This window comes from Arthrobacter sp. Cza30, from assembly GCF_059090765.1.
Genome location: NZ_JBNHGA010000001.1, coordinates 305130 through 326811, shown reverse-complemented (window position 1 = coordinate 326811; position 21682 = coordinate 305130). Strand labels below are relative to the sequence as shown.

Genomic DNA, 21682 nt, shown 5'->3' with positions numbered 1-21682 from the left:
GTCAAATGCCCGAGCCGATCGCCGTGGCCGTCGCAGGCGCCGCCGGAAGCGGCAAGTCGACGCTCGGCCGCGCGCTGGCGGCATCCCTCCGCCTTCCGCTGGTCGACCTCGATGCCGTCACGACGCCCCTCCTGGACGCCCTCGGCGATGAGGTCTTCGGCGGACACTGGCTGACATCGCCGCACGCGGGCGCGATCCGCGACGGGCGCTATGCGGCGCTGCGCGCGGTCGCGAGGGACGCCGTCGCCACGGCGGGCGGCGTCGTGCTCGTCGCTCCGTTCACAGCAGAGCTCGCCGGCGGCGAGGAATGGCAGCTGCTGCAGGATGCCGTCGCGCCGGCGTCGCTGCGCGTCATCCACGTGGAGGGAGATCCTGCTCTGTTCGCCGCACGGCGCGCGGCGCGCGGCGAGGCTCGCGATGAGCATCGGCCGGACACGGCTCCGATGGCACCGGCCATCCCCGTGACGCCCGTCGATGCCGAGCTGTCGACAGCTCAGCAGCTGGACCGCCTGCTCATCGAGCTCGGCGTGCGGCGCCGGATCGATCCCGATGCGGAGCTGTTCACCCGCACGTTCGACGCGGTGCTGTTCGACCTCGACGGCACGCTCGTCGACTCCACGGCGTCCGTCGTCCGGTCATGGCGCCGTTGGTCCGAGCACTACGGCGTCTCCGCCGAGGCGCTGCACGAGAACCACGGACAGCCCGCCCGCACCCTCATCGCGCGACTTCTTCCGCCGGACCTGCACGCCGAGGGACTGGCGCACATCACCGAGCTGGAGACCACCGACGCCGTCGATCTGCCGCCGGTGCGGGGCGCGCGCGCGTTCTTCGACAGCGTCCCGGCCCGGCGCCGCGCGATCGTGACCTCAGGGACGACGTCGCTGGCGACCGCTCGGCTGAAGGCGGCGGGCTTCGTGCCGCCCGATGTGTTCGTGACGGCGGACGAGGTGACCCACGGCAAGCCGCATCCTGAGCCGTTCCTCACCGCCGCGGCGCGGCTCGGCGTCGACCCGGAGCGATGCCTCGTCATCGAGGACGCTGCGGCGGGCGTCGCCGCCGCACGCGCCGCGGGCTGCCACGTCCTCGCCCTGACCGGGACGGTCGCGGCGGAGGAGCTGCACGCCGACCTCGTGCTCGACGGCCTGGACGGCGTCGCCATCGACGTCACCCCCGAGGGCCTGCGCCTTCGCGCGGCATCCTGACGCCGTCAGGCGGGCTCCGACAGCGGGGAGGCGGGGTCGGGGTCACGGGTCACGTGCGCCGCCGGCAGGTCGACGAGGTCCGGCAGGATCGTCGTGGACTGGGCCACCGCGTGCGCGCCCCACGCGGCCGCGGTGGCGGCAGCCGCAGCGAGAGCGTCGGGGTCGCGAGCGTCACCGTCGCCCAGGCCGACGAGGAAGCCCGCGAGCGAGGCATCCCCCGCCCCGGCCGTGTTCACGACATCCCGCGCCGCGGCGTGCGCGTGCACGACGTGGGATGCCGACACCACCAGCACGCCGTCCGCGCCCATGCTCGTGTAGACGGTATCGACGCCGCGCCGCACGAGCTCCCGCGCCGCGTCGGCGACCTCGCCGATCGTCCGGAGCGGCCGGTCGAGGAGCTCGGCGAGCTCGTGCGTATTGGGCTTCATCAACGCGATGCCGGCGGGGTCGCCGGCCGCGCGGGCCAGAGCCGGACCGCTGGTGTCGAGGGCGACGCGGATCCCTGTATCGGCTGCGTCCCGCACGACGTCGGCGAGGTCGACCGGCTCACCCGTCTCCGACAGCGTCGGCACGGTGCCCGAGACCACGAGCCACCCTGCCGACAGCTCCGCGCAGGCCGCGCGTACCGCCGAGCGCAGCGAGGCCCATGCATGTCGCGCGATGGGCGGCGTCGGCGCGTTCACCTTCGTGGTCGCTCTGCCATCGTCGATCACCGAGGTGTTCACCCGCGTCGCGCCCGGCACGGCGACGATCCGCAGCATGTCCGCGTGCGATGAGCGCTGGGCGAACGCGATGTCGTCCTCGCCGAGCACCACGACAGCGGCGGTGTCGACGCCGCCCACGCGCAGCGCCGCCGCCACGTTCACACCTTTTCCGCTGACCTCCCGCTCGTACGCGGTGGCGCGGGTGAAGGTCCCGCGCTCCAGCATCCCCACCCGATACGTCGCATCGATCGCGCCGGCCGCGGTCAGCGTCACGATCCCGGAGCGGGCGCTCATGCCGCATCCCCGGAGATCAGCCGCACGAGCCGCTCCACTTCCGCGGCGACGGCCGCGCGCGCAGGCCGAAGGTAGGTCCGCGGGTCGATCACCGACGGATCCCGCTCCAGCTCCGCACGCACCACGCCGGTGAGCACCGCGTTCAGGTGCGTGCCGATGTTGATCTTGCGCATCCCCGCCGCGATGGCACCGTCGATGCCCGCGTCCGACACACCGCTTGATCCATGAAGGACGAGCGGCACCGGCAGCCGCTCGGCGAGCGCCCGGATGAGCGCCTCATCGAGCGTGGCGCTGCGCTCACGCATCGCGTGCTCGCTGCCGACGGCGACGGCCAGCGCATCCACTCCCGTCGCGGCGACGAAGGCAGATGCGTCCTCCACGTCCGTGCGCACGCCCGGCACGTGAGCGCCCTTGCCGCCCACCTCACCGAGCTCCGCCTCCACCCACACGTCCGCCGCGTGGGCGCGCTCGACCACCCCCCTCGTGCGGGCGAGGTTGTCGGCATCGGGCAGATGCGCGCCGTCGTACATCACCGATGGGATGCCCAGCCGCAGGGCTTCCTCGATCAGGCTCTCCTCCGTGGCGTGGTCGAGGTGCACCACCACGGGCACGGCGGCGGACTCCGCCACGCGCAGCGCCGCTGACGCCGCCGGAGCCAGTGCGCCGTGGAACGCGACGGCGTTCTGCGACAGCTGCAGCACGACGCCGTGACCGGCTGCCTCGGCGCCGGCGACGATCGCTTCGGCCACCTCCAGCTGGATGAAGTTGAACGCCGCGACGGCGCGCGCGCCGTCGAGCAGGTCTCGCATGGATGTCAGTGTCACGTCTCACTCCTCGACGAGGTCCGGCGCGTGGCCGATCTCGAGCACGATCTTCGGCAGGCGGGTGCGACCGGCAGCGACGAGGTCGAGCGCGTCGCGGTAGCGCTCGAACGGGAGCACCCGGTCGATCACGGGTTCCGGCCGCACGACGCCTGCCGCCAGCAGCGCGACGGCGCGCTGGAGGTACGGGATGCCGCCGAGCACGCCCACGAGCTCGAGGCCCTTCGTGATGGCTCGTGTCGTGTCGACGACCTCGGGCGCCGAGGCCACGCCGACCAGGGCGATCCGGCCTGTCGGCGCGGCCACCCGCATCGCGAGTGCCGCGGAGCCTGTGCCTCCGGCGGCCTCGATCACGACGTCATGGACGTCGTCCACGGCCGCGTCGACGCGCACGAACCGCGCTCCCACGCCGTCCGCACGCTCGGCGCGATCACCCCGGGCGTACACCGTCACGGCGGATCCGCCCGCCCGCGCCACCTGGGCGGCGAGCAGGCCCAGCGTCCCGGCGCCGACGACGCCGACCGACTCCCCAGGTTCCCACCGGGTCGCGCTCAGCGCGTGCAGCACGGTGACGAGCGGCTCGGCCAGCACCGCGGTCGTCGCATCCAGCCCGGGCGGGACGACGGCGACGTTCTCCACCGGCACGGCCAGGAACTCCGCCGCAGCGCCCGGTGCCGCCCCGCGCACCCCCATCTCGTCGCGAGCCGGGCACTGGTCGCGGCGTCCGCGTCGGCAGAGGCCGCACCGCCCGCAGCTGAGGAACGGCTCGCCCACCACGCGATCGCCCACGCGTACGCGGTCGTCCGGCGCGCTCATCACGACCCCCGACCACTCGTGCCCCGGTCGCATCGGGTATCGCGTCAGCCCGGACGCGAAGTAGCCGAGCGAGCCGTCGAAAAGGTGCACGTCGGTTCCGCACACGCCCAGCCGGTCGACGCGGACCAGCAGCTCGCCGGCGCCGGGCACCGGGTGCGCGGCGCGCTCGAAGGCGAGGTCTCCGGGCCCCCGGAAGACCACCGCCCGCATCGTGCCTGCGCTCATCAGATCGGCTGCCCCGTGGGCAGCAGCACGAGGTCCCTCACCACCACGTGCGCCGGCCGCGTCAGCATGAACACGATCGTGTCGGCGACATCGGATGAGCGGATGCCGGTGCGCTCCGCGATGCGCTCCGCCTCCTCCGGCGATCCGTGCGCGAAACCCCACAGCGGATTCAGCACGACACCGGGCGCGATGGCCCCGATGCGCACGCCGCTTCCGGCGTACTGGCGGCGCACGGTGTGCACGAAGGACTGCACGGCGTGCTTGCTCGCGGAGTACGCCGGCTCCCACTCGATGTCCTGGTGGCCCGACACCGAGCTCGTGACGACGATGTCACCGCTGCCCTGCTCCAGCAGGGGCGGAAGCGCCGCGCGCACGAGGGTCATCACGCCGGTGACGTTGGTCGACACGAGATGGGCGATCTGATCGACAGAGGCGTCGACGAGGTCGCCGCCGACGTAGATGCCGGCGTTCGGCAGCACGATGTCGAGCTGCCCCTGCCGGCGGAGCGTCTCGTCGACGATCTCCTGAGCGGAGCCCGGATCCGACACGTCGGCGGCGATCGTCGAGATGAGACCCGGCGACGCCGCGGCCAGCTCGGCGAGACGGCCGGCGTCGCGGGCGACGGCCACGACACGGCATCCTGCTGCCACGAGGGCGTGGGCCGTTGCGAGTCCGATGCCCGAGCTCGCCCCGGTGAGGAGAGCGACCTTGCCCTCGAGCGTCACGGCGGTCATCGTGCTCCTTCCGCGGCGAGCAGCGCCCGCCGGTATCTCTCGTCAGGACGCGTCTCGATGCGCGTCACCTCGTCGGCCGGCATGAAGCGCACCCCGCCCACGGCGGCGGCCCCGATGATGGCGCGCGCGCACTTCTGGGCCATCGCGGTCATGCCCAGGACGTGCGCCGCGTTGGCTCCCACGGCGAACATGCCGTGATTGCGCAGGTACACCACGGCGGGCGGTTCGCCGTGCCGGTCGGCATGGGCCCGCAGCCGCGTCCGCACCTCGCGCGCGAGCTTCAGACCGGGGTCGATGTACGGCACGAGCAGGGGGGATGCCCCGAGCACGACGATCTGGTCGGGGAAGAGAGCGCCATCCACCAGCAGCTCGGGCCGCTCCGAGCACAGCAGCGCGTTCACGGCGGTGGGATGCGAGTGGGCGATGACGCGCGCATCTGTCGCCTCGTACAGGACCACGTGCAGGAGCGCCTCGACCGACGGCCGGCGCCCCTCCCGCGCGGCGATCTCGCCGAAGTGCGCGTCGACCTCGGCATCCCCCGCGCCCTCGTCGGCGATGAGGGCGAGCGCCTCCGCCAGGTCGACGCGCACGAAGTCGCCGGGCTCCGCTTCGGCGAGCACGGCGCCCGACGCCTTGACGAGCATGGTGTCGCCGTCGCGCACCGAGGTGTTCCCCTCGCCGAGCACCGCGGCATCCATCGCGGGATCGCCGAGGCGGCGACTGAGGTCGGTGAGCAGATCGCGCGGGTTCACGCAGGGTCTCCGATCGGGATGGGGGCGACAGCCGGGACGGCAGCGGAAGCGGGGCCGGCCGGCATCTGGCCGCCGGTCGACGACGAGGGCTTGTACAGCCGGTCGGGGTCCTCGCCGTCGTCGACCGCCACGGCGCGCGCTGCAGCAGCGTCGGGCAGGTCGCCGGCCGCGATGGCGACCTGCAGCAGCACGCCGCGGATGGACGCCTCGACCGGGCCCGCGAGGACCGGCCGGCCGGTGCGCTCTGCGGTCAGCGCGCACAGCAGCTCGTTGCGCGCGCCGCCGCCGAGGATCCGCACCCGGGCGAGGGGACGTCCGGTCAGCTGCTCCACCTGCCTGAGCGTCTCGGCATAGGCCGACGCGAGGCTGTCGACGATCGCGCGCACCAGGTCGGCGCGGGATGCCGGGCGTCCGGCGCCGCTCGCGGCGCACGCGTCCTCCAGGCGCGCGACCAGACCCCCGGGTGCCTGCAGGAGGGGATCGGCGGGGTCGAAGCGACCGCGATAGGACGAGCCGGAGGCGTCCTTCAGCAGTCGCACGAGGGTGTGCACCGAACCCGGTGTCTCGTCGCCGGTCTCGGCCCACTCGCGCAGCGTCTGCTGCAGCAGCCACATGCCGCTGAGGTTCTTGACCAGGAGTGTGTCGCCCCCCGCACCGAGCTCCTGGGTGAACCCGAGCACGCGCGCCTGCTCCGTCAGGATCGGCGCGGGCAGGGCGACACCGGCGACCGCCCAGCTGCCGCTGGAGACGACGCCGGTGCCTTCGTCGGCGGCGTCCGTCACTGCCATGAAGGCGGCCGCGGTGTCGTGCGCGGTGACGGTGAACACCGGGAGGGCATGCTCGGCGCCGATCGCGGCGGTCACTGCGGTCGTCGTCGTCCCCGCCGATGTTCCGGTCGGCACGATCGGCGGCAGCCGGGCCGGAAGATCGGCGGCCAGGGCGGCCGACCAGTCGCCGGTGGAGCGGTCAAGCAGCGCTGTGGTGGAGGCCAGCGACGGCTCTGCGCCCACGCGGCCGGTGAGCAGGTACACGAAGGCATCGGCGGTCAGGAGGATGATGTCGTCGTCGGAGCCGATGTGGGCGGCGGCATCCTGACGCAGCTGATGCGCCGTGTTGATGGCCTGGTCGAGCACGCCGGTCGTGGCGTAGTCGGCGGCGGCGTCGCGCGTGGCCGACGTGCGCCCGGCGAGCACCGGGTCGGCGTCGCGATGGTGACGCATGAACTCGCGCAGAGTGCCGTCGGCGGTCAGCCGCGCATAGTCCACACCCCACGCGTCCACGCCGATGCCTCGCAGCCGCGCGCCGGCTCTCCGCGCCACGTCGACGCCCGCACGCAGTCCGGTCAGCACCCCCTCCCACAGCTCGGGGACATCCCAGCTCAGCCCTTCCGGGCGCGAGACCGGCGTGTTGGGGAACCGGCCCGCCTCGCGGATCGCGAGCGACGGCGTGCCCGAGCGGTCCTCCCCGAGGAAGCCGACCATGACGCGGATGCTCGACGACCCGAGGTCGACGGCGAGGTAGGCGGTGGACACCATCAGATGGCGGTGTAGCCGCCGTCGATGACGAGCGTCTGGCCGGTGAGATACGAGGACGCCGACGAGGCCAGCAGCAGCACGACGCCGTCGAGGTCGGCCGGCTCGCCCATGCGGCCGGCGGGGATCATCGAGACCCAGTCGGCGGCGAGCTCGGGGTTCGCCTCGGTGAACTGGCGCGTCATGTCCGACAGGATGTAGCCGGGCGCGATGGCGTTGACGCGGATCGCGGGCGCCCACTCGACGGCGAGCGACTTCGCCAGCTGGTCGACGGCGGCCTTCGACGCGTTGTACGAGGCCTGATGCTGCGGCACGTTCACGACTCGTCCCGACATCGACGAGATGAGGATCGCCGAGCCCTCACGCCCTTCGGCCAGGAGCGGCCGCGCGAAGGCCTGGGTGCTGAAGAAGGTGCCGCTGAGATTGACGCCGATGACCTTGGACCAGGTGCCGGGATCCACCTCTGCGGAGTCGCCCCAGATCGTGATGCCCGCGGCCGTGACGAGGAGGTCGGGTGTGCCGAGCTGGTCGCGCACGGCCGCGAAGGCTGCCTCCACCGACGCCGCATCGGTCACGTCGACCTGCGCCGAGGCCGTCGCGACGCCGGTCTCATCGGCGAGACGCTTCGCGGACCCGGCCACATCGGGCAGCAGATCCAGCAGTCCCACGCTCACTCCCTGCCGTGCGAGAGCGGATGCCAGCGAGTAGCCGATGCCGCGTGCGCCGCCGGTGACCACGGCGACGCGCCCGGCGAGGTCGGGGAAGATCATCTGTGCCCTTTCGTCGACGGTGGGAGCGGCGGCCGGGACGAGAGGTCCCGGCCGCCGCGGGGTGCTGACGGATCAGCAGCTGGACCGGTAGACGGCCTCGCCGCCTTCGCCCTCGAGGTTGTCCTTCGTGATGACCGTGAAGCCGGTCTGGATCTTCTCCTCCGGGGTGTCGCCGTTCAGCGCGGCGATGGCCTGCGCCACGCCCTCCTGACCGATCGTGCCCGGCTCCTGGGCGACGAGCGCCTGCACGACGTCGTTGCGCAGCGCCTCGACCTGAGCGGGACCGGCGTCGAAGCCGACGATGGTGACCTGCCCCTGCTTGCCGGCCTGCTGGATGCCGGTCGCCGAGCCCTCGGCGGCGAACAGGTTCGCAGCGAAGATGCCGACGATGTCGGGGTTGGCCTGCAGCGCCGCGGTCACGATGCGGGCCGCTTCGGCCGGCTCGTTGTGCGAGTACTCCACACCGAGGAACTCGAAGTTCGGGTCCTCGGCCACGGCGTCCTCGAAGCCCTTCGCGCGCGCGTCGGTCGTGGAGATGCCCGGGTCGACCGAGACGACGAGCACCTTGCCGCCCTCGGGGTGCGCGGCCTGGATCGCCTCGAACGCCGCAGCGCCGCCGCCTTCGTTGTCGGAGGCGATCTGCGAGACCGCCATCGACGGGTCCTCGAGCGTGGTGTCGACGAGGACGACCTTGATCCCCGCGTCGGCGGCCGCCTGGATCGGCGCCTGCATCGCCGTGACGTCGGTCGGCGCGATCAGCAGCGCGTCGGGCTTGGAGGCCACGACCGCGTCGACGATCGGCTTCTGCAGCGTCGGGTCGAACTTCTCCGGCCCCTGCACCTCGACCGTGGCACCTTCGGCCTCGGCGGCCTCCCGGATGCCGCACTCCATCGTGATGTAGAACTCGTCGCCGGCCACCCCCTGGACGAATGCGATGTTGTAGCCTTCGTCGCCGCCGGCGCCGCCGTCGGCATCGCCGCCGCCCGCTCCGCCTCCTCCGGCGCATCCGGCGAGGATGAGCGTCGCGGTTGCGCCGACTGCGGCGAACCCGAACGCCTTCTTGCTCCACTTCATTGTGATCACCGTTCTTCTCTTGACTGTGTTGGGTGTTGATCAGCCGGGCGCTAGCGGCCGCGGCCTCCGCTGACGAACTTGCGCCAGAGGCTTTGGGACGACCCGCGCATCGCACGGGCGCGGCGGACCTGGTCGATGTAGACGGCGGTGATGAGGACGGCGCCGACGGCGACCTGCTGCCAGAACGGCTGCACGCCGGTGATGACGAACCCGTTCTGCAGCACCGCGGGGATGAACAGGCCCACGACGGTGCCGAAGATGGTGCCGATGCCGCCGAAGAGCGACGTCCCGCCGATGACGACCGCCGCGATGACGTTCAGGTTCGTCTGCGACTGCCCGGCGATCGCGGTGGTGGAGAACTGCGACAGCGACAGGATGCCCGCGACCCCGGCGAGGCCGCCCGACAGCGTGTACACCGCGATCAGGTGCCGGTCGACCTTGACGCCCACTCGGCGCGCCGCCAGCTCACTGGACCCGACGGCGTAGGTGTGCAGCCCGAAGCGGGTGAAGTGCAGGACCACGGCGCCGATGATGACGATCACCAGAGCGATCACGGAGATGGTCGGGATGGTGCCGAAGACGTTGCCGTAGCCGATCGTGGTGGTGAGCACGGTCGGCACCTGGCGGACGTCGACCCCGCCCGTGAGGATCTGCGCGAGACCGAGCGCCATCCCGAGCGAGCCGAGCGTGACGATCAGGGGCGGGATCTTGCCCTTCGCGATGAGGAAGCCGTTGAGCAGGCCCCATGCGAGGCCGCAGCCGATCGACACCAGGATCCCGACGATGGCGGTGCCCCAGTCGCTGCCCCCCATCTCCCGCATCACCATGGCCGCGACCACACCGGAGAAGACCAGGACCGAGCCGATCGACAGGTCGATGCCGGCCGTGATGATGATGTACGTCATGCCGACGCCCAGCACGGCGAGGATGGAGGCGTTCTGGATGATGAGGCGGAAGTTCGACCACTGTGCGAACGTGTCCGGCGCCAGCGCGCTGAAGATCAGCACGATGACGATCAGCACGAGCAGGATCTGGAACGCCTGGGCGCGCAGCAGTCCGCGCCAGAATCCGGTCTTCGGCTCCTCGAGCGTCCCGATGGCGACGGTCTCGGTGGGCGGCTTGGTCGTGCTCATGAGTTCAGCTCCTTGTCGGCGGCGTCTTCCTCGACGAGGTCGCCTTCGGGGGTCAGATCGGCAGGGGGCGTCGCGACGGTGTCGCGGGTGACGGCGCCGGTCATGAGGCCGACGAGTTCTTCCATGGAGGTGTCGTGGGCGGGGATGTTCGCGACCCGGGTGCCCAGGCGCAGCACCTGGATGCGGTCGGAGACCTCCATGACGTGGGGCATGGAGTGGGAGATGAACACCACCGCGATGCCTTTGTCGCGCACCCGGCGGATGGTCTCCAGCACGTTCTTGGTCTGCCGCACCCCCAGCGCGGCGGTGGGCTCGTCCAGGAACACCACCCGCGAGGCCCAGTGCACCGCACGGGCGATCGCGATCGCCTGCCGCTGCCCGCCGGACATCTCCCCCACCGGGGAGGTCAGCGACCGGACGGTGGCGCCCAGCTCGTCGAACGCGGCCCGCGACTGCGCCCGCATCTCCTTGGTCTTCATGAACCCCAGCGCGCCTGCCAGTCCGGACTGGCGCAGCTCCCGGCCCAGGTACATGTTCTGCACCGGGTCCAGATGCGGCGCCAGCGCCAGATCCTGGTACACCGTCTCGATGCCCAGCGCCGACACCTGCGACGGAGTGGACATCTCCACCTCCCGCCCGTCGAACAGGATCGTCCCGGAATCGACGGCGAGGTTACCCGACAGCGCCTTGACCAGGGTGGACTTGCCCGCGCCGTTGTCCCCGATCAGCGCGGTCACCTCCCCCGGATACACCTCGAAGTCCACCTGATTGAGCGCCCGCACATGCCCGAACTGACGCGACAACCCCCGCGCCTGCAGAACCGGAACCGTAGAACTGATCGCCATCGTCAGCTCCTCTCCTTGCTGTGGTGAATGTGGTCGGAGTGGCCGGCGAGGAATGCGGTGGCCACGCTGTCGAAGTCGGTCGAGGTCTCCGCCGCGAAGGCGGCGAAGAGTGCGGCGCCGTACGCGGTGCCTTCGTCGTGCGTGGCGACGGTGACGTCGGGAAGGATGAGCCGCCGCGCGCGGACGACGCTGGCCATGCTCGACCAGCCGCCGGTCAGCACCGTCGAGGTCGGCGGCGCCACTTCGCGGTCCATGACCGCCATCAGCTCCGCGCACATGTCATTGCCGTGCAGCAGCGCCGCGGCGAACAGCTCGGCGGGGCTCAGCCCGTCGCTGTTGGCGACGATCTTGAGCACGCCGTCGTCGTTGCGGGCGCCCTCGACGCGGATGCCGCCGTCGGCGAGGGTGCCCATCACCGGCAGCTCCATCACTCGGTCGTCGATCCCGGCGCGCCCGGCGGCATCCGTGATGCCCAGCAGCTGCAGCACCCGGCGCATGAGCAGGCCCGACTTCGTCCCGGCCAGCAGCACGTACTTGCCCGGCAGGACGTGGCGCACGGTGTTGATGCCTGCCACGGCCAGCCGTTCCCGTGCGTCGAACGGCAGTGTGGCATCGAGCACGCGCACCAAGGCCTCGGCGGTCCCCATCGAGTCGTAGAGCTGCCCGCTGTGCGTCGCCCCGACGGCGACGGCCGAAACCAGATGGTCGTGCCCGGCGACGGTGAGGACGGCGCCGCGGAAGGGCTCCGGCATCCCGTCGTCGGTGAGGATGCCCAGCGCCGTGCCGGCGCCGACCCTCTCGCCGAGCAGGTCTTCACTCACGCCCAGCACGTCGAACGCCGCAGACCACGGGGTGCTGTCGTCCTGGTCGAGCAGACCGGTGCGCGAGACCAGCGAGTACTCGGCGACGCGAGGGCCACCCAGAGCGTGGACCACGTACTCCGGCACGTTGAGGAACGTCCGCCCAGCGAGGTCGATGCCGCCGTCGCGCAGATGCAGGATCTTCGAGATCGATGCGAGCGGCCCGACGGGAAGTCCCGTGCGGCCGAGGAACTCGGCACGGAAGTGCTCCGGCGTCCGCGCGATCTCGTCGGCGCCGCGGGGGTCGAACCACGCCATGATGGGCGCCGCCGGGCGGCCGGCGGCATCCAGCAGCACGCCTGCTTCGGCCATGCCCGACACACCGAGCGCGCGGATGCGGTACGGGCCGTCCTTCGAGAGCTCGGCATCCGCCTCGGCAGCGAGCGCACGCACCGTGTCGACCGCACGCGTCGCGGGCATCTCGGTGCGTCCATGATCCAGGCTCGTCCACGGCGACCGACGGCTCACCACCAGCCGCTGGCGCCCGCCGAGCGTGGCGACCAGCAGCTTGATGCTCGTCGAGCCCATGTCGACGCCGACGACGTATTCGTTCATGCGACGCCCCCCTCGGCGAGGGTGCCCGGCCAGCCGGCGCCCGGCTCGGCGACGAGGACCGATGCCTCGCCTTCCAGCCTCCAGTCGCCGAACGCGTGCGGCACGGCGAAGGCCTGCCCGCGCACGACCGGGATCCGCTCGGCCGCGCCGACGATCGCCCCCTCGCCTTCGGTCACCAGCACCACGGCGAAGCCGGCGGGGCGGATGCTGCTGGCGGCGCCGCGCACGGCGGCATCCCACAGCCGGAAGTACGGGTCGGCCGCCGCCGGCAGAAGCGAGCGGAAGGTCGCGCCCGCCGAGGTCGTGCCCGCGTCGCTGATGAGCGCGGCCAGCTGCTCAGGCGCGAGCCGCGCGGTCGAGACGGCCGGCATGACGGTGTCGAAGCCGAGGCCGAGGTGCGACTCGTCGCGCGTCGAGGTCGTGACGGACCATTCCAGCAGGATCGAGAAGTCGGTGGGCTCCTGCACCTCGGCCACGAAGATGCCGCCGTCGATGGCGTGCGCGGTGCCGGCGGGCACGAGCACCCCCATCCCCTCGCGGACCACCACGCGGTTCATGTGCGCCAGCATCCACTCGCTGTCCTGCGAGTCGCGCCGGCGATCGAGTTCGGTCGGGTCGAGGTCGGCGTTCCATCCCACGTGCACCGCGCAGTCGGGTTCGGTGTCGAGCACGTACCAGGCTTCGGTCTTGCCGTACGGGCAGTCGAGGTGCCGGGCCGCGAATCCCCGGTCGGGGTGCACGTGGACGGGAAGGCGCTGCCGCGCGTCGAGGAGCTTGACCAGGATGCCGACGTCCCCGGCGTCGCGCCCACGGCCACCTCCTGTCCAGCCGGTCGGGTCGGCGGTCACGAGGTCGCGCAGCAGTGCGCCGCTGCCGGTGACGGCGAGTCCGGTGAGGGGGTCGCCGAAGCGCGACACCGTCGCGCCGAGCCACTCCTCAGGCTGGTGATCCGTCTCGGGCACGATGCCGCGCAGCGCCGCGATGCGGTCACCACCCCGGTAGAAGTGCTGAACCGGGTTGGGCGGGAGGAGGACCGGGATCATCGAAGGGCTCCGATCGGGGTGGGAACGTCGACGGCGTCGGGGAGCAGTTCCCCGGAGCCGCGGCGGATGAGCCGCGTCGGCACCACGATGTGGGCCGGGGCCGCGGCAGGGTCTTGCGTCAGTGCGACCAGGCGCCGGAACGTGGCCTCGCCGATGACTCGGGGATCCTGGTCGACGCAGGAGATGCCCGGCGTGAACGCGCCGGCGAACTCGAAATCGCCGAAGGAGATGAGCGCCGGCATGCGAAGGCGGTCGGCGGCGATGGCGTTGATCGTGGTGATCGCGGCGGGGCTGGTGGCGCAGAAGACCGCGGTCGGGGCATCCGGACGAGCGAGCAGGTCGTTGACCGACTGCTCCTCGCGGTGCCGGCCCTGCGCGATGATGAGCGACTCGTCGAGCTCCAGTCCCGCCTCTGCGAGTGCGGCACGATAGCCCTCCAGCCGCTCGGCGACCGTCGGGTACGGCGTCTGTTCGCCGATGAAGCCGATACGGCGGTGCCCGCGCGCGATGAACTCGCGCACGGCCTCGACCGTCGCACCGAAGTCGTCGACCACGATGGAGTCGATCCCCTCGCGGGCACGGTCCACGCAGAGGACGGGGACCCGGCGGCGAAGCGCCTCGAGCTCATCGGACGCGACGCCCACCGGCGCGACGATGAGCGCTCGCAGCCGGTCGCCGGTCAGGCGCGCCAGCTGTTCCCGCTCGCGCGCCGCGTCATAGCCCGTGCTCGCGAAGAGCACACTGAGGCCCTCGGCGAGCGCCAGTTCCTCCACGGCGCTGACGAAGGCGGCGAAGAACGGGTCGGAGATGGCGTCGATGAGGATGCCGATGGTGTCGGAGTCGCCGCGCTTGAGCGAGCGGGCGTGACGGTCGGGGACGAAGCCGAGTTCGAGCACGGCGGTGGCGACCCGGTCGCGGGTCTCGGGAAGCACTCCCGGCTCGCCGTTGACCACCCGCGAGACGGTCTTCATGCTGACGCCGGCAAGATCCGCGACGTCCTTGATCCGCGCCCGTCGCCGACCATAGCGACGCACGTCAGCCGCGGCGGCGGCCGTGCTTCCTTCGTGCGTCATCGCAACCTCGACAGCGTTGTCATGGGCGGATCTGCGCGGTTCGCAGAGTCAGTGACCAACATCTTCAGCCTGATGCGACAACGTTGTCAAGACGCGTTCCCGATTCGTTACCGCGCAGGGGAGCGCGCAGGCCGGGCGTCGCCTCAGATGGGCAGAACGGCCCGGACCTCGATGCCCAGGGTGAGAGCCTGGCCCGGAGCGAGAGGCTGCAGCATCCCGCGCGCCCTCGCGTCTGCCCGTCCGAGGATCGTCGGTGCGGTGGCGGGCTCGATACCGAGCACGAGATGACCGTCTCGCTCGGCGACACGCCACTGGAACAGCGCCGGCAGCACCGTCGTGTCGAACGCGATGCGCACGCCGACACCCCGGGGGTTCTCGACGGCGACGGTCACGCGCTCGTTCACGGGGAGCTCGTGCCGGAAGACCTGCTCGGGATAGGCGCCGGTCGCCGCGGGGAAGCGCCCCCACGTCTCAAGACCTCGTTCGGCCTCCGCGTCCCGGGGCTCCACCCTCTCCGACGGGCTGCGCAGCACGGTGCCCTCGTCGACGAGCGGCCAACCGAGGTTGAGGTGGTAGAGCACCATCGGCTCGACGGGCTGGGCCCCGCGGTTGACGATGACGTCCTCGAGGCGCAGCGTGCGCGAGCCGAGCGGGCTGGCGATCCGGCGCCGCACCTCCAGGTGCGCACCGAACACCGTCGCCTCGTGCACCACGCCTTCGACCACGACGTCGTCGTCGTTCACCTCGGTACGGGCGATCTGCGCCTTGAGCGACGAGTAGCGGCCATGGAGCGGGTGCGGCGTACCGTCGTCGACGGAGGGCGCGCCGTAGCTCAGGAGGCCGCACGTCGTGACCAGACCGCCCCCGAATGCGCGGAGCCAACCCGCGGCGTCGGTCGTCTCAGCAAGGGCGGGGAAGCCGGTCGGCGACATCCACGCGAGGGGGATGCCCGCGACCCGCACCTGGCCGACGTCGAGCCCGCGGTCAGGAAGCAGCTCGGCGTCGAGGTCGCCGTTGACGATCCGGATGCGGCGCGATCCCGCGTCGGGGCCGTCGGCGCGGATCGAGGACTCGACCGAGACCGCCTGGCCCCGGTGTCCCACGCGACGCCACGCCTCGTCGATCGGTGTCCCGTACAGTTCGGCCGCCATCGTCCCGCCCTTCCCCGCGCCGCGACGCTGCGCGTGCCGTCACCGTACCAGCCCTCCCACCGGTCTCGACAGGCACGATTGACAACGTTGTCTTCACCCGCCCATACTGTTCGTGCGCATCGCCGCGCCACGACCCACCGAGAGGGCACATCGATGACGAAGCCTCGCCTGAACCGCCTGTTCCACGCCCGCTCCGGACGTGCACTCGATGTCGCCGTCGACCACGGCGCGTTCCATGAGCACTCGTTCCTCACGGGGATCGAGGACATGCGGCAGACCGTCGCCACGCTGGTCGACGCGGGACCGGACGCCATCCAGCTGAGCCTCGGCCAGGCGCCGCTCCTGCAGTCGATCCCCGGAAAGCAGAAGCCCGGACTGGTGCTGCGCACCGATATCGCGAACGTCTACAACGACCCGCTGGAGTCGCCGCTGCACTCGCTGCACGTGCCCGACGCGATCGAGGTCGCGGTGAGCCTGGACGCCGTCGCGGTATGCGTCAACCTGCTGGACCTGCCCGGTCACCCCGAGGTGCGCGAGCAGTGCATCCGGTCGATCCTCGCCCTGCGCACGGACGCCGAGCGCTACGGGATGCCGCTCATGATCGAGCCGCTCGTCATGCAGACCAAGCCCGGTTCGGGCGGCTACGCCGTGGACGGCGACACCGCCAAGATCGTCACGCTGGTGCGCCAGGCGCGCGAACTCGGAGCCGACCTCATCAAGGCCGACCCGACCGATGACATCGCCGACTACCACCGCGTCGTGCAGGCGGCCGTGGACACGCCCGTTCTCGTGCGCGGAGGCGGGCGGGTGGACGACCGCACGCTCCTCGAGCGCACCGTGGCCGTCCTTGCGCAGGGTGCACGCGGCATCGTGTACGGGCGCAACGTCATCCAGCATCCCGATCCCGCCGGCATCACCGCCGCACTCATGGCGGTGGTCCACGAGGACGCGTCGGTCGACGACGCCCTCGGCCTGATCGGAGGCGCCCGATGAGCGGCGAGCGCGTGAACGTCGGCATCATCGGCGGAGGCCTGATGGGCCGCGAGATCGCCGCCGCGCTGCGCCGCTGGCCCGCACTCGTCGACCACCCGGCCGATCCGCAGCTGGTCGCGGTGTGCGACATCAACCCCGCCGCCCTCGAGTGGTTCGAGCGCATCGACACCGTGCGCCTGACCACGACCGACCACCGGGAGCTCCTCGCCGACCCCGACATCGACGTCGTCTATATCGCCGTGCGCCACGACCTGCACGAACAGCTCTACGTCGACACGATCCGGGCGGGCAAGGCGCTCCTGGCCGAGAAGCCGTTCGGCATCGACCGGGCGGCCGCCGACGCCATCATGGCGGCCATCGACGAGACACCGGGGGCGTTCGTCAGGGTCTCGAGCGAGATGCCGTTCTTCCCCGGCGCCCAGTGGGCCATCGACTACGTGCGCTCCGGCGCGCTCGGCCGCATCATCGAGGCCAAGTGCACGTTCCTGCACGCCAGCGACCTCGACACGGCCAAGCCGTTGAACTGGAAGCGACAGAAGAGGTTCTGCGGCGAGGCGGGCGTGCTCAACGACCTCGGCATGCACACGTGGCACGTGCCGCTGCGACTGGGCTGGGCGCCTGAGCGGGTGATGGGCGTGCTGCAGGACATCGTCACGGAGCGCCCCGGTCCCGACGGCGACCTGCTTCCCTGCGACACGTGGGACAACGCGGTCATCCATTCGTGGAGCTCTCACGAGGGCGCGCCGTTCCCGCTCGCGACCGAGACCAAGCGCATCGCACCCGGCGAGAAGAACACGTGGGAGTTCGAGGCGATCGGCATGAACGGCGGCGTGCGATTCAGCACGAAGAACCCGAAGCAGGTGCAGGTCTTCGCCGTGGTCGACGTACCGGGCATCGGCCGCGAGCAGAGCTGGCAGGTCATCGACGCCGGGAGCCAGTCGGTGTGGCCGACGGTGACGGGCCCGAACTTCGAGTCCGGGTTCTCGGACGGCATCCTGCAGATGTGGGCGGCGTTCCTCGCCGAGCGCGCCGGCGCCCTCGGTGACCGATTCGGCACCGTGCGTCCCGAGGAAGCCGCGCTCACGCACCGGATCTTCGCCGCGGCGATCGCCGCGCACGAGTCCGGCTCGTTCGTGCGTCCGGAGGTCTGACCCGGGGAGTCCCTATCGTTGAGGCGGACCGACAGGAGGACTGCCATGCGCAAGAGCGGCCGGCCCACCATGATCGATGTGGCTGCCGAGGCGGGCGTGAGCCTGAAGACCGTCTCGCGCGTGATCAACACCGAGCCGAACGTGGACGCGGCGATGGCCGCGCGTGTGCACGACGCCATCGAGCGCCTCGGCTACCACCGCAACGCGCTGGCGGCGAGCCTGCGCTCGGGCACCAACGACACGCTCGCATTCGTCGCCGCGGACCTCGCGAACACCTTCTACCTCGGCGTCGCCGCCGCACTGTCGAGCGTCGCGGTCCAGCGCGGCATGCACGTCGTCATGGCCTCGAGCGAGGAGGATGCGGCCGCCGAGCGCCGGCTCGCGCTCGACCTCTGCCAGCGACGCGTCGGCGGGCTGATCCTCGTGCCGGCGGCATCGGACCACTCCTACCTCGCACGCGAGGTCGCACACGGCACGCCCGTGGTCTTCCTCGACCGCCCGGGCTCGGGGATCCCGGCCGACGCCGTGCTGATCGACAACCGCGGCGGAGCGCGTGCCGCGGTCGTGGAGCTTCTCGCCGCCGGGCACGAGCGTGTCGGCATCCTGCTGGACGCGCCCGAGATCTACACCATGCGCGAGCGGCTCGCCGGCGCCGAGGAGGCATTCTCCGCCGCGGGGCGGGCGCTGGATCCTGCGCTCGTGGTGAGCGGTCTGCACACGCCGCAGGACGCCCGCGCGGCCATGGCGCGACTGCTGGACTCGTCCGACCCGCCGACGGCGGTCTTCTGCGGCAACAACCGCGCGACGGTCGGAGCCCTCGAGGAGATCATGACGCGCGACGCCGATGTCGACGTCAGCGGCTTCGACGACTTCGAGCTGTCGTGGATGCTGCCGCGTCGCATCCGCATCGTCTCGTACGACATCGCCGAGCTCGGCATCCGGGCCGCCACCACCCTCCTCGACCGCATCGCGTCGGGCGGCGCCGCCGAGCCGTCCACGCAGCTCGTGCCCACCGCTCTGGTCGATCGCGGCGGGCGGCTGAGCGTCGATGCGCCCCGGCTACCCTGATCGCATGCCACCGATGCTGAGCACCGAGCGCCGCGCGCGCCTGCTCGAGATCCTCGCCCGCGACGGCAGCATCCGGCTCGACCCGGTCGCCGAGGCGCTCGGCGTCTCGGCGATGACGGTGCGCCGCGACCTCGACGACCTCGAGCGCGAGGGACTGCTGCGGCGGGTGCGCGGCGGCGCCGTGGCCGCGATCGTCCCGCAGGGGTTCGGCGTGCGGATGGCCGCGCGCGGCGGCGCGAAGTCCGAGATCGCCCGCAAAGCCCTCGACCTGCTCCCCCACGGCGGGGCCGTGGCCATGGATGCCTCGTCCACCGTCGGCGCGCTCGTGGCGCAGCTGGACGCCAGCCACGAGCTCCTGGTCGTGACCAACTCGTACGACAACCTGCGCACCGCTCAGGGCCGTGCCGGAGTCGACGCTGTGCTGGTCGGTGGCCGGCTCGAACTGCGCACCGACAGCTTCGTGGGCGCGGTCGCCTGTCAGACCGCCGCCTCACTGCATTACGACCGCTTCTTCACCAGCGCCGCCGCCCTCGACCCCGACTTCGGCACGAGCGAGGCGACGATCGACGAGACGCAGATCAAGCGGGTGTTCGCCGATCACGCCGACGAGACGATCGTCCTCGCCGACTCGACGAAGCTCGGCCGCCATGCGACCGCCCGGGCGCTCGCATGGGAGGAGGTCGCGCTGCTGGTGACGGAGCTCGACCCGAGCGACGAGCGCCTCGACCCGTTCCGGGGCCTGGTCGACATCCGATGACCGCCGTGTTACCTTTTGTTTGATTTCACACGATCACTCATCGGAGGCACCATGACTTCGCCCGCCGTCACCGACCTCATCGCGCGGTCCAACCGCCTCGGCGCCGACCCGAAGAACACGAACTACGCCGGCGGCAACACCTCCGCCAAGGGCACCGAGACCGACCCGGTGACCGGCGAGCCGGTCGAGCTGCTGTGGGTGAAGGGCTCGGGCGGTGACCTCGGGACCCTCACCGAGTCCGGCCTCGCCGTGCTCCGCCTGGACCGCATGCGGGCCCTCGTGGACGTCTATCCCGGTGTCGAGCGCGAGGACGAGATGGTCGCCGCCTTCGACTACTGCCTCCACGGCAAGGGCGGCGCCGCGCCCTCGATCGACACCGCCATGCACGGCCTCGTGGATGCCGCGCACGTGGACCACCTGCACCCCGACTCCGGCATCGCCATCGCGACCGCCGCCGACGGCGAGAGCCTCACGCAGAAGATCTTCGGCGACAAGGTCGTGTGGGTGCCGTGGCGCCGTCCCGGGTTCCAGCTCGGCCTCGACATCGCCGAGATCAAGGCGCGCAATCCGCAGGCGATCGGCACGATCCTCGGCGGCCACGGCATCACGGCGTGGGGCGACACGTCCGAGGAGGCCGAGCGCAACTCGCTGTGGATCATCCAGACCGCCCAGGCCTACATCGACGAGCACGGCAAGGCGGACCCGTTCGGCGGGGTGCGCGCGGGCTTCGAGGCTCTCCCGGATGCCGAGCGGCGGGCCCGTGCGGCGGCCCTCGCTCCGACCATCCGCGGTCTGGCCTCGACCGACAAGCCGATGGTCGGCCACTTCACCGACGCCGACGTCGTGCTGGACTTCCTCGCCTCCGAGAAGGCCCCCGCCCTCGCCGCGCTCGGCACCAGCTGCCCCGACCACTTCCTGCGCACCAAGGTCAAGCCGATGCTGCTCGACCTGCCCGCGAGCGCGCCCATCGAGGACGCGATCGCGCGGCTGAAGGAGCTGCACGAGCGGTACCGCGCCGACTACCAGGCGTACTACGACGCCCACGCCACCGCCGACTCCCCCGCGATCCGCGGCGCCGACCCGCTCATCGTCCTCGTCCCCGGCGTCGGCATGTTCTCGTTCGGCGCCAACAAGCAGACCGCGCGCGTGGCCGGCGAGTTCTACGTCAACGCCATCAACGTCATGCGGGGCGCCGAGGCGCTGTCGACCTACTCCCCCATCTCGGACGCGGAGAAGTTCCGCATCGAGTACTGGGCGCTGGAAGAGGCCAAGCTGCAGCGGATGCCCAAGCCCAAGACCCACCAGGGACGCATCGCGTTCGTCACGGGCGCGGCATCCGGCATCGGCAAGGCCATCGCCACCCGCCTCGCCGCGGAGGGCGCATGCGTGATCGTCGCCGACCTCGACCTGGAGAAGGCGCAGGCAGCGGCCGCCGAGCTCGGCAACACCGACGTCGCGATCGGCGTTGCGGCCAACGTCGCCGACGCCGACGCGGTGCAGGCCGCCCTCGACGAGGCGGTGCTCGCGTTCGGCGGTGTCGACCTCGTCGTCAACAACGCCGGCCTGTCGCTGTCGAAGCCGCTGCTGGAGACCACCGAGAAGGACTGGGATCTGCAGCACGCCGTCATGGCGAAGGGCTCGTTCTTCGTCTCCAAGGCCGCCGCGAAGATCCTCATCGACCAGAAGCTCGGCGGCGACATCATCTACATCTCGTCGAAGAACTCCGTCTTCGCCGGCCCGAACAACATCGCGTACTCGGCCACCAAGGCCGACCAGGCGCACCAGGTGCGCCTGCTCGCGGTCGAGCTCGGCGAGCACGGCATCCGCGTCAACGGCATCAACCCCGACGGGGTCGTGCGCGGGTCGGGCATCTTCGCGTCGGGCTGGGGCGCCAACCGCGCCGCCACCTACGGCGTCAAGGAAGAGGACCTCGGTCAGTTCTACGCCAACCGCACGATCCTCAAGCGCGAGGTCGTGCCCGAGAACGTCGCCGACGCGGTGTTCGTCCTGACCGGGCCGGAGCTCTCGCGCACCACCGGCCTGCACATCCCGGTGGACTCCGGCGTCGCGGCGGCGTTCCTCCGATGACCGGCGCCGACACTCCAGCCCTCACTCGTCGACACCGCACG

The 21682-nt window shown here is 71.7% G+C and carries 20 protein-coding genes; 6 read left to right on the top strand and 14 right to left on the bottom strand.

The window, feature by feature from the left end; all coding sequences use genetic code 11:
• The first annotated feature begins 5 nt into the window (after window positions 1-5).
• On the top strand, window positions 6-1202 hold the full coding sequence (locus tag AC5RVZ_RS01400; RefSeq protein WP_494064002.1) for an HAD-IA family hydrolase: 1197 nt from the start codon (window positions 6-8) through the stop codon (window positions 1200-1202).
• 5 nt (window positions 1203-1207) lie between these two features.
• On the opposite strand, the gene AC5RVZ_RS01395 is transcribed toward AC5RVZ_RS01400, so the two are convergent.
• The 14 genes from AC5RVZ_RS01395 to AC5RVZ_RS01330 all read right to left on the bottom strand — a co-directional run bounded on the left by AC5RVZ_RS01395 (window position 1208) and on the right by AC5RVZ_RS01330 (window position 15584).
• Window positions 1208-2200, bottom strand: a complete 993-nt coding sequence (locus AC5RVZ_RS01395; RefSeq protein ID WP_494064001.1) for a 1-phosphofructokinase family hexose kinase — start codon at window positions 2198-2200, stop codon at window positions 1208-1210.
• Window positions 2197-3024 carry a class II fructose-bisphosphate aldolase gene (locus AC5RVZ_RS01390; RefSeq protein ID WP_494064000.1) on the bottom strand — a complete coding sequence of 276 codons (828 nt, stop codon included), beginning with the start codon at window positions 3022-3024 and terminating at the stop codon, window positions 2197-2199. The genes AC5RVZ_RS01395 and AC5RVZ_RS01390 overlap by 4 nt, the downstream gene beginning before the upstream one ends.
• A gap of 3 nt (window positions 3025-3027) precedes the next feature.
• Window positions 3028-4062 (bottom strand): zinc-dependent alcohol dehydrogenase, encoded by a 1035-nt coding sequence (locus AC5RVZ_RS01385; RefSeq protein ID WP_494063999.1) that lies wholly within the window; start codon window positions 4060-4062, stop codon window positions 3028-3030.
• Entirely contained in the window at window positions 4062-4796 is a 735-nt protein-coding gene (locus AC5RVZ_RS01380) for an SDR family oxidoreductase (RefSeq protein WP_494063998.1), read from the bottom strand. The genes AC5RVZ_RS01385 and AC5RVZ_RS01380 overlap by 1 nt, the downstream gene beginning before the upstream one ends.
• Entirely contained in the window at window positions 4793-5548 is a 756-nt protein-coding gene (locus AC5RVZ_RS01375) for a class II aldolase/adducin family protein (RefSeq protein WP_494063997.1), read from the bottom strand. Before AC5RVZ_RS01375 ends, AC5RVZ_RS01380 begins: the two co-directional genes overlap by 4 nt.
• A complete protein-coding gene (locus AC5RVZ_RS01370) occupies window positions 5545-7083 on the bottom strand; it encodes a rhamnulokinase (protein ID WP_494063996.1) in 1539 nt (512 codons plus the stop codon). Before AC5RVZ_RS01370 ends, AC5RVZ_RS01375 begins: the two co-directional genes overlap by 4 nt.
• The gene (locus tag AC5RVZ_RS01365) at window positions 7083-7850 is read right to left on the bottom strand and encodes an SDR family oxidoreductase (RefSeq protein ID WP_494063995.1); all 768 of its coding nucleotides are present in this window, start codon (window positions 7848-7850) and stop codon (window positions 7083-7085) included. Before AC5RVZ_RS01365 ends, AC5RVZ_RS01370 begins: the two co-directional genes overlap by 1 nt.
• Window positions 7851-7922: 72 nt before the next feature.
• Window positions 7923-8924, bottom strand: a complete 1002-nt coding sequence (locus AC5RVZ_RS01360) for an ABC transporter substrate-binding protein (RefSeq protein WP_494063994.1) — start codon at window positions 8922-8924, stop codon at window positions 7923-7925.
• Between the two features lie 50 nt (window positions 8925-8974).
• Window positions 8975-10057, bottom strand: a complete 1083-nt coding sequence (locus AC5RVZ_RS01355) for an ABC transporter permease (protein WP_494063993.1) — start codon at window positions 10055-10057, stop codon at window positions 8975-8977.
• A complete protein-coding gene (locus AC5RVZ_RS01350; protein WP_494063992.1) occupies window positions 10054-10902 on the bottom strand; it encodes an ATP-binding cassette domain-containing protein in 849 nt (282 codons plus the stop codon). The genes AC5RVZ_RS01355 and AC5RVZ_RS01350 overlap by 4 nt, the downstream gene beginning before the upstream one ends.
• A gap of 2 nt (window positions 10903-10904) precedes the next feature.
• Window positions 10905-12317, bottom strand: a complete 1413-nt coding sequence (locus AC5RVZ_RS01345) for an FGGY-family carbohydrate kinase (protein WP_494063991.1) — start codon at window positions 12315-12317, stop codon at window positions 10905-10907.
• Entirely contained in the window at window positions 12314-13360 is a 1047-nt protein-coding gene (locus tag AC5RVZ_RS01340; protein ID WP_494063990.1) for a class I mannose-6-phosphate isomerase, read from the bottom strand. Before AC5RVZ_RS01340 ends, AC5RVZ_RS01345 begins: the two co-directional genes overlap by 4 nt.
• Window positions 13357-14433, bottom strand: coding sequence for a LacI family DNA-binding transcriptional regulator (locus AC5RVZ_RS01335; protein ID WP_494063989.1), 1077 nt, complete (start codon window positions 14431-14433; stop codon window positions 13357-13359). The genes AC5RVZ_RS01340 and AC5RVZ_RS01335 overlap by 4 nt, the downstream gene beginning before the upstream one ends.
• Before the next feature lie 143 nt (window positions 14434-14576).
• Entirely contained in the window at window positions 14577-15584 is a 1008-nt protein-coding gene (locus AC5RVZ_RS01330; RefSeq protein ID WP_494063988.1) for an aldose 1-epimerase family protein, read from the bottom strand.
• A gap of 153 nt (window positions 15585-15737) precedes the next feature.
• Between AC5RVZ_RS01330 and AC5RVZ_RS01325 the strand changes: the two genes are divergently transcribed.
• The 5 genes from AC5RVZ_RS01325 to AC5RVZ_RS01305 are packed head-to-tail and all read left to right on the top strand — an operon-like array spanning window position 15738 to window position 21641.
• Entirely contained in the window at window positions 15738-16577 is an 840-nt protein-coding gene (locus AC5RVZ_RS01325) for a class I fructose-bisphosphate aldolase (RefSeq protein WP_494063987.1), read from the top strand.
• The gene (locus AC5RVZ_RS01320; RefSeq protein ID WP_494063986.1) at window positions 16574-17728 is read left to right on the top strand and encodes a Gfo/Idh/MocA family protein; all 1155 of its coding nucleotides are present in this window, start codon (window positions 16574-16576) and stop codon (window positions 17726-17728) included. The genes AC5RVZ_RS01325 and AC5RVZ_RS01320 overlap by 4 nt, the downstream gene beginning before the upstream one ends.
• A gap of 45 nt (window positions 17729-17773) precedes the next feature.
• Window positions 17774-18796 (top strand): LacI family DNA-binding transcriptional regulator, encoded by a 1023-nt coding sequence (locus tag AC5RVZ_RS01315; RefSeq protein WP_494063985.1) that lies wholly within the window; start codon window positions 17774-17776, stop codon window positions 18794-18796.
• Window positions 18797-18800: 4 nt separating this feature from the next.
• Entirely contained in the window at window positions 18801-19553 is a 753-nt protein-coding gene (locus AC5RVZ_RS01310) for a DeoR/GlpR family DNA-binding transcription regulator (RefSeq protein ID WP_494063984.1), read from the top strand.
• Window positions 19554-19604: 51 nt separating this feature from the next.
• Window positions 19605-21641 (top strand): bifunctional aldolase/short-chain dehydrogenase, encoded by a 2037-nt coding sequence (locus AC5RVZ_RS01305; RefSeq protein ID WP_494063983.1) that lies wholly within the window; start codon window positions 19605-19607, stop codon window positions 21639-21641.
• Window positions 21642-21682: the final 41 nt, after the last annotated feature.

Bases quoted from the DNA above. Each gene is read 5' to 3' on its own strand.
- AC5RVZ_RS01400 (WP_494064002.1), top strand. From the start codon at position 6: ATGCCCGAGCCGATCGCCGTGGCCGTCGCAGGCGCCGCCGGAAGCGGC.
- AC5RVZ_RS01395 (WP_494064001.1), bottom strand. From the start codon at position 2,200: ATGAGCGCCCGCTCCGGGATCGTGACGCTGACCGCGGCCGGCGCGATC.
- AC5RVZ_RS01385 (WP_494063999.1), bottom strand. From the start codon at position 4,062: ATGAGCGCAGGCACGATGCGGGCGGTGGTCTTCCGGGGGCCCGGAGAC.
- AC5RVZ_RS01380 (WP_494063998.1), bottom strand. From the start codon at position 4,796: ATGACCGCCGTGACGCTCGAGGGCAAGGTCGCTCTCCTCACCGGGGCG.
- AC5RVZ_RS01370 (WP_494063996.1), bottom strand. From the start codon at position 7,083: ATGGTGTCCACCGCCTACCTCGCCGTCGACCTCGGGTCGTCGAGCATC.
- AC5RVZ_RS01365 (WP_494063995.1), bottom strand. From the start codon at position 7,850: ATGATCTTCCCCGACCTCGCCGGGCGCGTCGCCGTGGTCACCGGCGGC.
- AC5RVZ_RS01360 (WP_494063994.1), bottom strand. From the start codon at position 8,924: ATGAAGTGGAGCAAGAAGGCGTTCGGGTTCGCCGCAGTCGGCGCAACC.
- AC5RVZ_RS01355 (WP_494063993.1), bottom strand. From the start codon at position 10,057: ATGAGCACGACCAAGCCGCCCACCGAGACCGTCGCCATCGGGACGCTC.
- AC5RVZ_RS01350 (WP_494063992.1), bottom strand. From the start codon at position 10,902: ATGGCGATCAGTTCTACGGTTCCGGTTCTGCAGGCGCGGGGGTTGTCG.
- AC5RVZ_RS01345 (WP_494063991.1), bottom strand. From the start codon at position 12,317: ATGAACGAATACGTCGTCGGCGTCGACATGGGCTCGACGAGCATCAAG.
- AC5RVZ_RS01340 (WP_494063990.1), bottom strand. From the start codon at position 13,360: ATGATCCCGGTCCTCCTCCCGCCCAACCCGGTTCAGCACTTCTACCGG.
- AC5RVZ_RS01335 (WP_494063989.1), bottom strand. From the start codon at position 14,433: ATGACGCACGAAGGAAGCACGGCCGCCGCCGCGGCTGACGTGCGTCGC.
- AC5RVZ_RS01330 (WP_494063988.1), bottom strand. From the start codon at position 15,584: ATGGCGGCCGAACTGTACGGGACACCGATCGACGAGGCGTGGCGTCGC.
- AC5RVZ_RS01325 (WP_494063987.1), top strand. From the start codon at position 15,738: ATGACGAAGCCTCGCCTGAACCGCCTGTTCCACGCCCGCTCCGGACGT.
- AC5RVZ_RS01320 (WP_494063986.1), top strand. From the start codon at position 16,574: ATGAGCGGCGAGCGCGTGAACGTCGGCATCATCGGCGGAGGCCTGATG.
- AC5RVZ_RS01315 (WP_494063985.1), top strand. From the start codon at position 17,774: ATGCGCAAGAGCGGCCGGCCCACCATGATCGATGTGGCTGCCGAGGCG.
- AC5RVZ_RS01310 (WP_494063984.1), top strand. From the start codon at position 18,801: ATGCCACCGATGCTGAGCACCGAGCGCCGCGCGCGCCTGCTCGAGATC.
- AC5RVZ_RS01305 (WP_494063983.1), top strand. From the start codon at position 19,605: ATGACTTCGCCCGCCGTCACCGACCTCATCGCGCGGTCCAACCGCCTC.